This is a genomic window from Alteribacillus iranensis (genome assembly GCF_900113025.1).
Classification (GTDB): Bacteria; Bacillota; Bacilli; order Bacillales; family Marinococcaceae; genus Alteribacillus_A; species Alteribacillus_A iranensis.
The window spans coordinates 75003-90113 of record NZ_FONT01000007.1 but is presented as its reverse complement, the minus strand read 5'-3'; the positions used below and the strand labels follow the sequence as shown (position 1 = coordinate 90113).

The 15111-nt window shown below is 41.1% G+C and carries 18 protein-coding genes and 1 rRNA gene; 16 read left to right on the top strand and 3 right to left on the bottom strand.

The features are described from left to right. The 3 genes from rrf to BM095_RS14360 form a co-directional block, all read left to right on the top strand. A 5S ribosomal RNA gene (gene rrf, locus BM095_RS14370) occupies positions 1 to 95 on the top strand; the annotation flags it as partial. A gap of 212 nt (positions 96 to 307) precedes the next feature. Next, entirely contained in the window at positions 308 to 970 is a 663-nt protein-coding gene (locus BM095_RS14365) for a response regulator (protein WP_091663341.1), read from the top strand. Between the two features lie 166 nt (positions 971 to 1136). After that, a complete protein-coding gene (locus BM095_RS14360; protein ID WP_091663339.1) occupies positions 1137 to 1535 on the top strand; it encodes a universal stress protein in 399 nt (132 codons plus the stop codon). A gap of 225 nt (positions 1536 to 1760) precedes the next feature. Here BM095_RS14360 and BM095_RS14355 read toward each other — a convergent pair whose 3' ends face one another. Continuing rightward, a complete protein-coding gene (locus BM095_RS14355; protein WP_091663336.1) occupies positions 1761 to 4511 on the bottom strand; it encodes a PAS domain S-box protein in 2751 nt (916 codons plus the stop codon). Between the two features lie 164 nt (positions 4512 to 4675). On the opposite strand from BM095_RS14355, the gene BM095_RS14350 reads away from it, so the two are divergent. The 3 genes from BM095_RS14350 to BM095_RS14340 all read left to right on the top strand — a co-directional run bounded on the left by BM095_RS14350 (position 4676) and on the right by BM095_RS14340 (position 5976). Continuing rightward, on the top strand, positions 4676 to 5110 hold the full coding sequence (locus BM095_RS14350; RefSeq protein WP_091663333.1) for a universal stress protein: 435 nt from the start codon (positions 4676 to 4678) through the stop codon (positions 5108 to 5110). A gap of 152 nt (positions 5111 to 5262) precedes the next feature. Continuing rightward, positions 5263 to 5703 carry a universal stress protein gene (locus BM095_RS14345; RefSeq protein WP_091663331.1) on the top strand — a complete coding sequence of 147 codons (441 nt, stop codon included), beginning with the start codon at positions 5263 to 5265 and terminating at the stop codon, positions 5701 to 5703. A 24-nt stretch (positions 5704 to 5727) separates the two neighbouring features. Further along, the gene (locus tag BM095_RS14340; protein WP_091663328.1) at positions 5728 to 5976 is read left to right on the top strand and encodes an SHOCT domain-containing protein; all 249 of its coding nucleotides are present in this window, start codon (positions 5728 to 5730) and stop codon (positions 5974 to 5976) included. A gap of 67 nt (positions 5977 to 6043) precedes the next feature. Here the strand turns inward: BM095_RS14340 and BM095_RS14335 are convergent, their stop codons facing one another. Then, on the bottom strand, positions 6044 to 6961 hold the full coding sequence (locus tag BM095_RS14335; RefSeq protein ID WP_091663326.1) for a cation diffusion facilitator family transporter: 918 nt from the start codon (positions 6959 to 6961) through the stop codon (positions 6044 to 6046). Positions 6962 to 7202: 241 nt separating this feature from the next. Between BM095_RS14335 and BM095_RS14330 the strand changes: the two genes are divergently transcribed. The 9 genes from BM095_RS14330 (at position 7203) to BM095_RS14290 (ending at position 12206) form a co-directional block, all read left to right on the top strand. Further along, positions 7203 to 7463, top strand: coding sequence for a metal-sensitive transcriptional regulator (locus BM095_RS14330; protein ID WP_091663324.1), 261 nt, complete (start codon positions 7203 to 7205; stop codon positions 7461 to 7463). Between the two features lie 70 nt (positions 7464 to 7533). Beyond that, positions 7534 to 8013: a DsrE/DsrF/DrsH-like family protein gene (locus BM095_RS14325; RefSeq protein WP_091663321.1), complete on the top strand. Its 480-nt coding sequence runs from the start codon at positions 7534 to 7536 to the stop codon at positions 8011 to 8013. A gap of 100 nt (positions 8014 to 8113) precedes the next feature. Further along, positions 8114 to 8413 carry a rhodanese-like domain-containing protein gene (locus BM095_RS14320; protein ID WP_091663318.1) on the top strand — a complete coding sequence of 100 codons (300 nt, stop codon included), beginning with the start codon at positions 8114 to 8116 and terminating at the stop codon, positions 8411 to 8413. A 12-nt stretch (positions 8414 to 8425) separates the two neighbouring features. Continuing rightward, positions 8426 to 8998 carry a sulfurtransferase TusA family protein gene (locus tag BM095_RS14315; protein WP_091663315.1) on the top strand — a complete coding sequence of 191 codons (573 nt, stop codon included), beginning with the start codon at positions 8426 to 8428 and terminating at the stop codon, positions 8996 to 8998. Between the two features lie 18 nt (positions 8999 to 9016). Beyond that, positions 9017 to 9415, top strand: coding sequence for a DsrE/DsrF/DrsH-like family protein (locus BM095_RS14310; RefSeq protein WP_091663311.1), 399 nt, complete (start codon positions 9017 to 9019; stop codon positions 9413 to 9415). Positions 9416 to 9435: 20 nt separating this feature from the next. Then, entirely contained in the window at positions 9436 to 10566 is a 1131-nt protein-coding gene (locus BM095_RS14305; protein ID WP_091663310.1) for an MBL fold metallo-hydrolase, read from the top strand. Positions 10567 to 10598: 32 nt separating this feature from the next. Further along, positions 10599 to 10826 (top strand): sulfurtransferase TusA family protein, encoded by a 228-nt coding sequence (locus BM095_RS14300; RefSeq protein WP_091663307.1) that lies wholly within the window; start codon positions 10599 to 10601, stop codon positions 10824 to 10826. A gap of 202 nt (positions 10827 to 11028) precedes the next feature. Further along, the gene (locus tag BM095_RS14295; RefSeq protein ID WP_091663305.1) at positions 11029 to 11814 is read left to right on the top strand and encodes a sulfite exporter TauE/SafE family protein; all 786 of its coding nucleotides are present in this window, start codon (positions 11029 to 11031) and stop codon (positions 11812 to 11814) included. 38 nt (positions 11815 to 11852) lie between these two features. Continuing rightward, a complete protein-coding gene (locus BM095_RS14290) occupies positions 11853 to 12206 on the top strand; it encodes a rhodanese-like domain-containing protein (RefSeq protein WP_245757929.1) in 354 nt (117 codons plus the stop codon). A gap of 90 nt (positions 12207 to 12296) precedes the next feature. Here BM095_RS14290 and BM095_RS14285 read toward each other — a convergent pair whose 3' ends face one another. Continuing rightward, positions 12297 to 14156 (bottom strand): cytochrome c oxidase subunit I, encoded by a 1860-nt coding sequence (locus BM095_RS14285; protein WP_091663366.1) that lies wholly within the window; start codon positions 14154 to 14156, stop codon positions 12297 to 12299. Positions 14157 to 14345: 189 nt separating this feature from the next. Here BM095_RS14285 and BM095_RS14275 point away from each other — a divergent pair, with 189 nt between their 5' ends. Next, positions 14346 to 14951 (top strand): peroxiredoxin, encoded by a 606-nt coding sequence (locus BM095_RS14275; protein WP_245757930.1) that lies wholly within the window; start codon positions 14346 to 14348, stop codon positions 14949 to 14951. The last annotated feature ends 160 nt before the right edge of the window (positions 14952 to 15111 follow it).

Below are 15111 nucleotides of genomic sequence, written 5' to 3'. Positions count from 1 at the left end.
TTCCACCCGTTCCCATGCCGAACACGGAAGTTAAGCTCTTCAGCGCCGATGATAATGAAGGGGCAACCCTTTGTGAAAGTAGGACGTTGCCAGGCAAGAGAGAAAGCCGTCAGATTATGATCTGGCGGTTTTTTTGTGTTCACGAAATCATGATGTGCCTCCTATAAACAGTGTTGCATTTTTTTCGGCTCTCTCCGAAAGCTCTGGGGCTTCTCGACGTAAAGGTTACCCTTTTCTTCACCATGCTTATTAACTGGAAAAATGTTAAACTAGAACTATTATGAGAGTGGGGGGGCCTACATTTTCTATGAAGCAATCCATTCGAACATTAATCGTAGACGACCACGCGATTGTCCGCACAGGCGTGAAAATGCTTCTTACGAAAGAAGACCACATCGAAGTCATTGCGGAAGCGGCCGACGGACAAGAAGCAATCGAGAAAGCACTTGCCCATCATCCGGACCTTGTTATTATGGATTTAAGTATGCCTCCAGGAAAAAATGGATTAGAAGCGACGAAGGAATTAAAAAAATCATTTCCTGACCTTCATGTATTGATCCTTACGATGTATGATGATGAAGAATCATTGTTCCGTGTCCTGCAAGCGGGAGCATCGGGGTACATATTGAAAAATGCTTTGGATTCTGATTTGCTGGCAGCCATTGAAGCGGTAGCGAGAGGGGAAGCGTATTTATACCCTTCGGCTGCAAAGTCTCTTGTAGAAGATTTTTTAGAGCGTGTTGAGAGAGGGGAAGACCTTTCTACGTATCACTTATTAAGTGACCGAGAAGAAGAAATTTTGGTATATATTGCAAAAGGCTATAGTAACAAAGAGATTGCAGAGCTTTTGTTTATCAGTGTGAAAACAGTAGAAAGTCACAAAAGCAAGATTATGGATAAATTAGGACTTAGAAAAAGACATGAACTTGTAGCGTATGCGATGAAGAAAGGTCTCCTTCATCTAGAGTGATCGGAGGAACAAATATCAGGGGAAGCCCTGATATTTTTTTATCTCTCTCTCGCTTATACTAAAATATAAGCGAGACATGCTTTCCGTCCTCTGAGAAAAACGGGAATGCCGACAGGGACGAGTATGTCAATCGAGACCCGGAGTGCTCAACAAGGAGGAGTCAGCCATGTACCGAAATATATTGGTGTACGCTGAGAATGAAAAGGACGCATCCGAGGCTGCGCGATATGTTGTGAACCAGATAGAAAATCCAAAACAAACAACCGTTACCTTTCTCTATGTTTGTTCTGTCTCCAAATACCTCACGGATACTTGTCTAGAAAGTGTGAAAATTGAAGATACTTGGCGTTCGAGCGTGACTCTCTTTCAGAAAGCGGAGGACTATTTGGATACATGGGAGATCTCCCATCAGGTGATTGTACAAATGGGAAACACTGTTCAGGAAATTTCCCTCTTAACTAAATTTCAGTCCTATGATTTGTTGGTAGCATATCCACCTGTTCAAGAAGAGACAAAAACATTAATGAAGAATAAAGTAAACTGTCCTGTTGTATTTATATCTTAGTCGTTGTTTTTGTGATGATAGGGAAATTAACTTCTTTGCGGAGGAATGCTGACCCGATACTACCATATACAGGTTTAATCGTTTTCTCACTGTCTTCATGCGGTCGTGACATAAAGGAAAGGACCGTACTTCTCTTTTTGTTCTATACTAAGAAAGCACATCCATTCATCATGTTATAAGAAACCACTGTGGCTATTTACTTGTTTGTCACAGTGGTTTCTTGGCTTAATGTAAATACTGTTTCACATACGTCTCTATGTCTTGATAGTGCTGCTTCAGCTGTCCGAAAAGTTCATGAACGGCGATCCAGTCTTGTTGTTTTGCGGCGTATTCGATTTCTTTGGTCAATTCGGTAAAATGTTCTGCATACAAGACGGCAGCGGACCCTTTCATGCTATGAGCTGTTTCAGCTGTTTTCTGTGCTTCTTTTTCTTCTATTTGTTCGTTTAATTGTTTTAATACATCAGGAGTGGTGGAGAGAAACATCTCCAGCAGTTCATATACCATTTCTTCTTCTCCGTACCGTTCTATAAGGGAGTCGATCGAAATAGGTGGTGTCTCTCGTTTCACACTTGATGTGTCTTGTGATTCCGTAATGGATACAGAGGACGCATTTTCCTTTGGCATCCATTGTTCTAATACCTCTTTAAGTTTTTCCACTTTTACAGGCTTGCTTAAGTAATCATCCATGCCGGCTTCTAAGTATGTCTCACGATCCCTTTTCATAGCATTAGCTGTCATCGCAATGATGGGCATGCGCTTTCCTAAGCTGCGAATTGTTTTAGTGGCTTGAATACCATCCATTTCAGGCATTTGTATATCCATAAATAGTAGGGCGTAATCTTGTTCAGACACTTTTTCTACAGCTTCCCGGCCATTTGTTACAGCATCCGCTGAATATCCTAATTTTTTCAGTTGAAAATAAGCGACTTTTCTGTTCATCGGGTTGTCTTCTACAAGTAAGATAGGATGCTTTTCGTTTTTCTGAATTACTTGTTTTGTTTCTGTTTGATCGTCTTCATTTTTTTCGATCGATGGATGCTCCGGAATAGGGCGGACGACATCAGCAATACAATCAAACAGTTGTGATTGCTTTACTGGTTTCGATAAATATGCGTCATAGCTAGAGGCTTGAACGTCCTTTTCTTTGTCATTAAAATCATAAATGAGAAGGAGATGTAACTTAGAGAAATTAGGATTCTGCCTGACGATTTGAGAAAACATCGTGTGGTCCATGCTCGGATTATCTAAATGGACGATCGCCAAATCATAAGGAGTATTTTGAAGTGCTTTTCTCTGCAATTCCGCTAACGCATCAATCCCGTTTTCCACACTTGTATTTACCATTCCCCAAGAGCTGACGTATTTCTCTAAAATCTCGCGTTCCTCTTGATAATCATCGACAATTAATACACGTAAGTTTTCGAGTGACGTGTTTGAGGTTTCGTCCCTCGAGGAAGGTGCTTCGGATATAGGAAAAGACAAATGAAACCAAAACGTGGAACCTTGGTTTTTCTCACTTTCTACTCCGATTTCCCCATCCATTAACTCCACGAGACGTTTTGATATTGCTAATCCAAGGCCGGTCCCTCCGTATTTACGAGTAGTCGAGCCATCAGACTGGGTAAATGGTTGGAAAAGACGCTCCTGCTCTTCTATGGTGAGCCCGACGCCAGTATCAATGACAGCAAAGTGAATCGAGACTGAATTCTCCTCTTTTTTGCCTAACGTGGCTCTAATGAGGACATTGCCTGTTTCGGTAAATTTAATTGCATTATCTGCCAAATTTAACAGGACTTGTCGTAACCGACCGGGATCCCCTAACACGTGCGTAGGAATAGAAGGATCAATATAGGTTAAGAGCGAAATTTGCTTATGACGAGCTTTGGGTAATAAAATCTCAGCTATTCCTTCTACTAATGGAGTAGGGGATAAGGAGACACGTTCAATGGTCATTTTGCCAGCTTCCATTTTCGAATAATCCAAGATATCATTGATAATATTTAATAACGCTTGAGAAGACTGCTGAATGATATTCATATATTCCCGCTGTTCCTCATTTAACGATGTATCCATCAACAGGTCAGCCATACCTATGATGCCATTCATAGGAGTGCGAATTTCGTGGCTCATGTTTGCAAGAAATTGGGATTTCAATTCCGAAGCTTCTAACGCTTGGTCACGAGTTAGAGCAAGGGCTTCTTCCATTTTTTTTCTATCCGTTATATCGATTCCTGATCCAACTACTTCCTGCACACTCCCATTCTCTATCATTGGAGAAAGAGAAATATAAAACACTTTGCCAGCATAGGACCATTCATAATTTACGTTTTTGCCAAGGAAAGCCTGTTTGTGATAGGAGTGCAAGTCGCTCGCCATGTCACTGGGAAAAAGGTCAGTGGAGGTTTTGTTCTTTATATGATCGGTTGTCAGGCCTATATCTTGGGCATTCTGACCTTCCATTAACGTATAGAGGATCTCTCCTTTCTCGTTTTTCGTTAATTTAAAAATAAGATTTTGGAGATTTTTTACTGTATGTTCAAAGTTGTTACGTAACGCACTTTCTAAAGCAGACTCTGTTTCTTTTCTTTCGGTGAGGTCTTTCACAATTCCTATGAAATGAATATTCTCACCAATGAAGAATTCCGTGACAGCTAAATCCATCGGAAACGTAGATCCATCTTTGCGTTTACCTGTTACTTCTCTTCCAATGCCAATAATTTTTGCTTCTCCGGTGTTGATGTAGTTGTCGATGTAGCTGTCATGCTCACTTTTATACGGTTCCGGCATGAGATGATTGACTGTCTTGCCGATCATTTCCTCTGCCGAATAACCAAACATCTTTTCCGCAGCGGGATTGAATGACTCGATGATACCGTGCCGATTAATCGTGACAATTCCATCCAGCATGTTATCAATCACTAATTGGGCAACTTGTCCCCATTCCTTCCAAGCTCTATGATATGTATCGTCCATGCCATTCTCCTTTTTCCTTTGTTTTCTCCCCTTATTTTACAGAAAAAGATAAGATTCTTCCATTCGAGAAGGAAATAGGGGAATCTCCTGATAGCTTTCGAATAAATGAACACGTAAGATAGAAAGTAAGAAAAGCAATTATTCATTTAAGGGGGACCTATAAAATGAGCCAATATGAAACTATTCTCGTGGCAGTAGACGGATCAAATGAATCTGACAAGGCGTTTCAAAAAGCAATGGAGACAGCAGCGAATAACAAAGCGAAACTTATTATTGCACATGTGATTGATAGTAGAGCTTATACAACGATCCAACAGTATGACCGCTCTTTCCTCGAACAAGCAGAAAAACATGGAGAAAGCCTACTCGCCGATTATAAGGAGAAAGCCACGAAGTATGGGGTGGAAGATGTAAAAACAGTCATGGATTATGGCTCTCCTCGAGCACGACTTCCGAAAAATATTGCAGTTGAATACAAAGTAGATCTAATCATAGCGGGAGCCACTGGTTTAAATGCAGTGGAACGTATGATGATCGGCAGTGTCTCGGAGTCCATTGCACGAAAAGCACCTTGTGATGTATTAATCGTGCGCAACTGAAGATAGGTGGTGTCCCTGGAGTCGAAGGACGGCTTCAGGGTTTTTTTCATTCTAATCCTGATAAAAATAGGGGAAAGTCCTGATACCGAACGAGCTGTCTACCAGGTACAATAAAAGTATAGAAAGTCAATATCAGGCCGGGAGGAATAAAAATGAAAAAATACAATAACATTCTCGTTGCGGTAGACGGATCCGATGAAGGTAAAAGGGCGTTTCAAAAAGCATCAGAGCTTGCAGCGATGCATGACGCAGAGCTCATTATTGCTCACGTTGTGGACAGTCGCACATTCGCAACCATTGAACAGTATGATCGAATGATTGTTTCCCAAGCAGAAAAGTACGGAGATGAACTTCTGAATGGTTACAAAGAGGAAGCTCAATACAAAGGAGTTACTGCCGTTAAGACAGTTCTTGAGTTCGGGTCCCCGCGTGTCGTTATCCCTAAAACACTAGCATTACGATTTGAAGCCGATTTGATCGTTTCCGGAGCTACCGGTTTAAATGCAGTCGAACGATTATTAATCGGAAGCGTCTCCGAAGCGATTACACGGACGGCTCCTTGCGATGTTCTCATTGTGAGGAATGAGAAATAGGATTGAGCAAAGGAGGAGAGACAAATGATGCATGGAATGATGCATGGATACGGAATGGGAATAGGAAGCGGCTTTTATGGGATGGGATTGTTCTGGATTCTCGTAGCCTTGATCACTATTATTGCAGTCGTCTGGTTGATGAGATCCGATAAAAAATCAAGCATGGCTGTTCATCAAAACGACGTAATGAAACAATTAGATGAACGATTTGTTCAAGGTGAGATTTCGGAAGAGGAATATGACCATAAAAAGAGAAAAATACAGGATAAATGAAAAACAATGGGGTTGTGTCAACAGGTCATCCTCGGCCTATTGATACAACCCCTTTTGGTCTGTTATTTTAACTCTTGCCATATTCACCGTGTTCATTAACATCAGGATGTTCCACTTGAATCGTGTTATGTCGTAACCCATATTTCTCCTCGAGTACTTGGTTGATCGTTGAAACTGTACGAAAATGATTATAGTCAGATTGAAGAAAAATGTGAGCAGTGAGGGAAAAGTGATCAGTCGTTACTGTCCACAAATGCATATCATGCACGTCTTGCACACCATCTACGCGTTTTATCTCATTTCTTATTTCTTCTAAATCAAACTTTTCCGGCACAGCTTCCATCAAAATAAAATAAGATTCCCGAAGAATCTTGAAGCCGCCAGAGAAAATGATCACGCCAATAATCAAACTTATAATTGGATCAAAGAGGGATATACCTGTGAGATAAATCAACCCAGCTGCAATGATGATCCCGATAGAGCTAAGAAGATCTCCTATAAAATGCCAAAGTGCACTTTTAATATTTAAATTTTCCTCATGTCTCGTACTGCGGCTTAGTACATAGGTGAGAACGATATTAACAATTAACCCGATAGTGGCAACTGTTAACATGAATGGAAGGTCAATTGTTTCGGGATAAAGGATACGTCTAATTCCTTCTATAAAAATGCCAATTGCAATGATAACTAAAGCAAGACCATTGATAAAAGAGGCAATAATCTCGAAACGAAGAAATCCAAATGTGTATGTTTTTGTCGGATTCCTAGCCGCCATGTGGATCGCTGTCATACTTAATCCTAATGCCAACACATCAGAAATCATGTGAGCTGAATCAGATAATAGCGCAAGAGAGTTGGATAAAATGCCTCCTACAATCTCTACCAACGTGAAAAAAAAAGTTAAGAGAAGCGTGATCCATAAAGCTTTTTTAGAGTGCTTCTGTGTTTTTACATGTGCGAGATGATGATAATCATATTGTTTCACATGATACCCCTTTCTTTTAATTAAAATAATTATTAATACATTAACTAAATAATAGGTAATTATAAAGGTTAAGTCAATATAATTGATAATTATATTAAGTAAATGATAATGAAATTCATTACGATGGAGAATTTGAAAATAAAATAAAAGATAATGTTGACATTATACCTTAGGGGGTATATACTGAGTTCAGTAAAGAAAACAGCAAGAATACAATATCGTTATCCGAGAGGTGAATAAAATGGAATTCGATAACGAAATAAAAAATAGAATTAAGCGTATTGAGGGTCAGGTCAGAGGCTTGTTGAAGATGATGGAAGAGGAAAAAGAGTGCCGGGATGTTGTTACTCAAGTATCGGCAGTACGGAGCGCGTTAGACCGTACAGCAGCCCTCATTGTCAGCAAGAATCTTGAACACTGCATTCGCGAGGAACAAGAAAATGGAGACAGCTCGGAAAACCTCATTAAAGAAGCAGTGGATCTTTTAGTAAAAAGCAGATAGGACTATATTTTTTTATCGATTGACATACCCTAAGGGGTAATGGTAAAACAAAAAGAAAGGGAGTATATTAATGTCTGAGAAAAAGAAAACAACGATTATTTTATTTAGCGGTGATTATGATAAAGCAATGGCTGCTTACATTATTGCAAACGGAGCGGCCGCTTATGATCATGACGTCACTATTTTCCATACATTTTGGGGGTTGAATGCTCTTCGTAAAGAGAATCACGTCCCAGTGAAGAAAGGCTTTATGGAAAAGATGTTTGGGAAAATGATGCCGAGAGGTGCTGATAAAATGGGGCTCTCGAAAATGAACTATTTAGGAATGGGTCCAAAAATGATTAAAAATGTGATTAAAAAGCATAATGCGATGCCACTCCCGCAGCTCGTGGAAATGGCCCAAGAACAGGATATCAAACTGCTAGCATGTACGATGACAATGGATTTGCTTGGTCTTCAAAAAGAAGAATTACTCGACAACATCGAATATGGCGGTGTTGCGGCTTATATTGGCGAATCAGAAGAAGGAAACATTACACTGTTTATTTAAAAATTTTTGATTAACTATATACATGTACGGGTACTACTATTATAGAAGTAGAAACTTGTAAGCAAGGGTAGGATAAGGACAAACAGGAGGTTAGAAATTCATGAGTGAAGTGGATATGAAAGAGTTAAAAAAGAAATTAAAAAACGAAAAAGATGTAGAGATCATTGATGTTCGGGAAAATGAAGAGGTCGCTCAAGGGAAAATCCCCGGAGCACATCATATTCCGCTCGGTCAAATACCGGGCCGGGTAAATGAAATAGATAAGAACAAACACTACTATATGGTGTGCCGCTCTGGAAATCGTAGTGGAAAAGCGGCAATGTTCTTATCTGAAAAAGGTTATAACGTAACAAATGTCAATGGCGGCATGCTTGAGTGGGAAGATGAAGTAGAGAAATAGGAGGAATGTACAATGGAAATTACTGCAAATGAAACACTGGATGCAAAAGGATTGGCTTGTCCGATGCCGATTGTCCGGACTAAAAAGGCGATGACTGATTTAGAACCCGGCCAAGTTATGGAAGTGCAGGCGACAGATAAAGGATCAACAGCTGACTTAAAAGCGTGGGCAGAGAGCACGGGTCATCAATACCTTGGTACTGTCGAAGAAGGGGAAGTCCTGAAGCACTACGTACGGAAAGCTAGTGAAGAAGAAGCAAAAGAAGAAAAGAAACATGAAGATGTTATCAATCTCAAAGACCTTCAGAACAAAATCGAAGGAGAGGAAGAGATCACGATTTTGGATGTGCGGGAGCCGGCGGAATTTGCATTTGGCCATATTCCTGGCGCCATCAATGTACCGCTTGGTGAGCTAGAAGAAAGAATGAATGAAATCGATCAAGATAAAGATGTTCACGTCATTTGCCGGACAGGAAACCGAAGTGATTTGGCGTCTCAAAAGTTAACCGACAAAGGATACAAAAAAGTAAAAAACGTGGTCCCAGGTATGGCAGAGTGGGACGGACCAACTAATAACAATCAATAAAATAGAGGAGGAAGTAGAATGGCAAACACGAAAGTAGCGATTATCGCAGCAAATGGATCTTTGTTTGACGCGTACAAAGTATTTAATGTAGCAAGTGCTGCCGCAGCATCTGATGCAGAGGTAGGAATCTTCTTTACGTTCGAGGGATTGAACTTGATTCACAAAGAAGCGCATAAAAACTTGCCGCTTCCTGAAGGAAAAGAGCATTTTCAAGAAGGATTTCAAAAAGCGAATGTCCCATCAATAGAAGAGTTAGTCAGCATGGCGGAAGAATTAAATATAAAAATGATCGCCTGCCAAATGACGATGGATGTCATGAGCTTGGAGAAAGATGATTTTGTGGATGGAATTGAAGTGGGTGGAGCAGCAACCTTCATCGACTTCGCCAAAGATGCACACATTACCTTGTCATTTTAACTAAGGGAGGGAAAACCGGAATGTCACAATCCGTAGCGACAAAAGAGTTAGCGAAAAAAATAATTAACAATGAAAAGACACTGATTTTAGATGTGAGAAATACAGATGAGTTTGATAATTGGAAGATTGAAGGCGAAAATGTGGAAGTGATCAATGAGCCTTATTTCAATTTATTAGACAGTGTAGATCCCGTGGTAGACAAATTGGATAAAGATCAGGAAATTATTGCGGTGTGTGCTAAGGGCGGTTCTTCTGAAATGATCGCCGACATGATGGAAGAAGCTGGTTTCAGCCAGGTGTATAACCTAGAAGGAGGTATGAAAGCCTGGAGTGAGCACTTAGAGCCGGTAAAAATTGGTGACTTGAGTGATGGCGGTGCTCTCTATCAATTTGTCCGTCTCGGAAAAGGCTGTCTCTCTTATTTTATTGAGTCTGACGGAGAAGCTGCGGTAGTCGATGCCAACCGGATGATTGACGTCTATGAAGACTTCGCAAAAGAACGAGGGGTACAGATTAAGTATACAATCGACACCCATCTGCATGCTGATCACATTTCAGGCGGTCGGATGCTGGCGGAAAAAACGGGAGGAACCTACTACCTTCCTGAAAAAGACGCCACTGAAGTTACCTTTGACTTCGCCGGTCTAGAAGAAGGAAAAGATATAACAGTTGGACGCACTTCGATTCAAGTGCAGCCACTGTATTCTCCAGGCCATACTATTGGCAGTACTTCTTTAATTGTTGATGATCAGTACCTTCTCACTGGGGATATTCTGTTTGTCCGATCCATCGGACGCCCGGACCTTGCCGGAAAAGCAGAAGACTGGGTGGGAGACTTGCGTAACACATTGTACAGTCGTTATAAAGAGCTGTCTGATAATTTGGTTGTACTACCGGCCCATTATTCCTTTGCGGAAGAATTGGGGAAAGGCGGAAGTGTATCTGCCCGTCTTGGAGATCTGTACCAACGAAATGCGGGACTTCAAGTGGAAGATGAAAATGAATTTAGAAAAATGGTGACAGAGAATCTGCCGCCACAGCCAAATGCGTACGAGGACATCCGGAAAACAAACATGGGGAAAATCACACCAGAAGTGGAAGAACAAAAAGAAATGGAAACCGGTCCAAACCGCTGTGCGGTTGAAGGATAAAATTATTTAATTATTTTTGAGGAGGAATCAGGATGGATGTAACAAAAGTATTAGATGCAAAAGGGTTGGCATGTCCCATGCCTATCGTAAGAACAAAGAAAGCAATGGATGAATTGAACTCAGGGGATGTGTTGGAAGTACACGCTACAGATAAAGGTGCGAAAAGTGATCTAGCGGCTTGGACGAAGTCAAGTGGACACGAACTTCTGAAAGACACAGAAGAAGACGAAGTATTGAAATTCTGGATTAAAAAAGCGTAAAAAAGAGGCCCACCTGATGGGCCCTTTTTATACCGTAAATAGAACAGTGCAAGGCGCCTGCTCCTCGGCGGCAAGCAGCAAAAAGCAGGCCGAGGAGGCTTGGCGCCGCATTACTGTTTGAAGCGCCCTCTAACTGATGGTGCTTATAGCTAGACAGTACTGCACGAAAAGAACAAGATTTATAAATGAAGGAGATAAGCTTATGGAATATAGCATATTATTTCTCATTGTCCTTTTTCTTATTGGTTTCATTGGCTCCTTCATCTCTGGCATGGTCGGCATCGGTGGTTCTATCATCAAATACCCTATGCTGCTATACATTCCACCGTTACTCGGTTTGGCAACTTTTACAGCCCACGAAGTATCTGGTATCAGTGCCATTCAAGTCCTGTTTGCGACAATAGGCGGGGTATGGGCATATCGGAAAGGCGGCTATTTAAATAAAACACTCATCCTTTACATGGGGGTCGCTATTCTTCTTGGGAGTTTCATCGGTGGCTACGGATCTGAGTTTATGTCAGAAGGTGGAATTAATGTTGTATATGGCGGCTTAGCAACTATTGCCGCAGTGATGATGTTTGTTCCTAAAAAAGGAATCGACGATATCCCTTTAGAGGAAGTAACATTTAACAAATGGCTTGCGGCCATTTTAGCATTTATCGTAGGAATCGGAGCCGGCATTGTCGGAGCAGCGGGCGCATTTATCTTAGTTCCAATTATGCTTGTTGTATTGAAGATACCGACAAGAATGACGATTGCCTCTTCCCTTGCGATCACATTTATTTCATCGATCGGAGCAACAACAGGAAAAGTGCTGACGGGACAAGTATTATTTATCCCAGCCGTTGTGATGATTGTTGCCAGCTTGCTTGCCTCCCCGTTAGGAGCAAAAGCAGGACAAAAGGTGAATACGAAAATTCTACAAGGCTTGTTGGCTGTATTAATTTTAGCGACTGCTATTAACATTTGGTTAGATGTTTTTAATTAAACGACGATGGAAAAAGGAATCGGGAGAGGAGCAAAACATTGTTGGAATGGCTATTCATTCTTTTCTTTATTTGGTTTATTTTAAATCGTTTCCTGCCAGTCAAAGGTGTCATGAATATAGATACGGAAGAAGCAAAGAAACGTTTAAAACAATCAACTATTCAGGGCATTGATGTCCGGACACCGGGTGAATATCAAGCTTATCACAGTAATTATTTTAGTAATATTCCATTATCAGAGCTCTATCATCGGACGGAAGAACTGAACCCTGATAATGAAGTGATGGTTATATGTCAAAGTGGGATGAGAAGCAAAAAAGCTGCCAAGTTATTGAAAAAGAAAGGGTTTCAGAAGATAACAAATGTAAAAGACGGTATGACTGCTTGGAGATAAAAATTTTTATATCATTTTATACCCTGTGGTGTATAAGTGGACAGCACCGTACAGGTCCAAGGATACAACCTGTACGGTGCATTTTTATGCTTATAAAGGTCGGCTATGTTTTTCGTTTTCTTTCACTGTTTTTGCTGGGACATGCCAGCCGTGATCCTCACGAACCGAGCGGAATGCCATGGAGCCGAAAGTGAGAAGAGCACCGGCAAAAATGACAATAAGCGGATGAATCATCACGGAATCCATGTCAATCATAATCATTCCTGCGGCCCATATGAATAATCCTAACGAGATAAGCAGCGGAAGAATAGAAGGATTAGGCATATGGATATCACCAATAGGCTCAGCAGGTTTCATTTTACCGTCCCCATGAACTTTTTCATAAAAGAACGGATCTAGAGATCGGACGTTAACGACTTGAGCGAAGTTGTATTCAGGCACGGGGGAAGGGATAGACCATTCTAATGTCCGTGCGTCCCATGGGTCCCCAGAAGTCACTCTTTCTCCTTTTACTGCGGAGTAAATCACATTAATAATTAACACAAGGATACCAAATGTCATTAAAAATGTTCCTACCGAAGATACGAGGTTGTAAGTGTTCAAACCTTGCCCGTCCAAATATGTGTAAATACGACGAGGCATTCCAATTAAACCGAGAATGTGCTGCACGAAAAACGTTAAATGGAAACCAATATAATACGTCCAAAACATAATTTTCCCAAGTGTTTCATTCAACATATGACCAAACATCCGTGGGTACCAATAGTATAAGCCGGCAATGATCCCTAAAAGAATCCCGCCGATCAAAATATAATGAAAATGAGCCACTACAAAGTACGTATCGTGATATAAATAGTCTACAGGAGCCATGGCCACCATCACCCCAGTAATTCCACCAAGAACAAAAGTGGGAACAAACGAAGAAGCACAGAGCATCGCTGTATTGAATATTACTTTTCCACCCCACATCGTAAACAGCCAATTAAAAATTTTGATTCCCGTCGGAACAGCAATCGCCATAGTAGAGAGGGCAAAAACAGAGTTTGAAATCGGCCCGATTCCAGCGGTGAACATGTGATGCAACCACACCATGAAAGATAAAAAAGCAATGATAATGGTAGCCATCACCATGGCTGTATAGCCGAAGAGCCGTTTTCTAGAAAAGGCTGAAATCACTTCTGAAATGATTCCAAATGCAGGGAGAACAAGCAAATACACTTCAGGGTGACCGAATATCCAAAAAATATGCTGCCAAATGTGTACATTTCCTCCCATGTCGACCGTGAAAAATTGCCCTGTAAATAAACGGTCCAACATAAGTAACATCAAACCAGCTGCGAGAGGAGTAAAAGCAAATACAATGAGAATAGCTGAGATAAACGATGTCCAGCAAAACAAAGGCATACGTAGCAAAGTCATTCCTGGTGCTCTCATGTTAATGACGGTGACAATAAAGTTAATTCCAGAGATGAGCGTCCCCAACCCACTTACTTGCAAACCAAGTACATAAAAATCTAAGCCAGTGTGGGCATACTCTCTTCCTGACAAGGGCACATAAGCGGTCCAACCTGCATCAGGAGCCCCTCCAAAAAACCAGCTTAAAGTCAGCAATAGCCCTCCAAAAAAGAACAACCAGAAACCGAGTGCATTCAAAAAAGGAAACGCTACGTCACGCGCTCCGATCTGTAGCGGTATGACGTAATTCATGAACGCAAACAGTAAAGGAGTGGCTGCCAAAAATAGCATGATCGTTCCATGCATGGTTAATAATTCATTGTACACTTGTCCACTGATGAAAGAATTCTCAGGAACCATAAGTTGAATCCGTATGAACAGGGCAGCAAGCCCCCCCTGAACAAAAAATAAAGTTCCTGCCACTAAGTATAAAACAGCAATTTTTTTGTGATCCACGGTTGTAAGCCAGTCCCAAACGACGCTTTTATGATTCATGGATTCACTAGTCTGTGTGGTCACTGTTTATCCTCCTTCCGTCATTTTCCAATCCATTTCTTGTTTCATTATTGCCAGTTCCATTTTTCCTTATTCAGGAAGCTGAACGAGTATCAAGATAAGGATAGGACTCATAGATGACATGAAGACATTCATATATATATAAGCGATGGAGGTGAAAGAATATTGATAAATACAGATGGCAATCATCATGAGGAGCTTCCTTTTTGTGCCCTCCCAACAGAACGAGCGCCCTTGTTTACCGCAGAAGCCTATGATCCGGTGGATGACTCATTGAAAACGGTGCGTTTAGAGGATTATAGAGGAAAATGGGTGGTTTTATTATTTTACGCTAGTGACTTCACCTTTGTCTGACCAACTGAATTGGCAGCGGTCGCTGCCCTTCACTCTGAGTTTCAATCGTTACAAGCTCACATATTAGCGATCAGTACGGACAGTGTATATTCTCATAAAATATTTACTCAAGTGTCCCCGAGTGCATCACAAGTGTCTTATCCATTAGTAAGTGACCGAACGCAAGCGATCAGCCGGCAATACCGAATAATGAATCCTCGTACAGGAGCTGCCTTTCGGGGCACATTTATCATTGATCCAGACGGGAGGATCACAACGAAATTAGTATACCCTCTTGAAGTGGGTCGTAACGCTCATGAGATATTAAGAATACTGCAAGGCATCCAATACGGACGTAACACCGGGGAAGGAGTTCCGGCAAATTGGATGCCTGGAGATCCAGGGATAGAAAGAAATCCAGATAATATAGGCCGCATTTAATAGATTTCGTACGAAAAGTACTTTTTCCGTTTTTGTGCCTCGACTTTCATCTTATTATTAATTCAGGGAGAGAAACCTTCTCATTTTTAGTCATCCCTTCTCTCCCGCAGTATTTTTTTGTGAAAAATTTCATGAGATATGTTTACAAATTTACAATTGT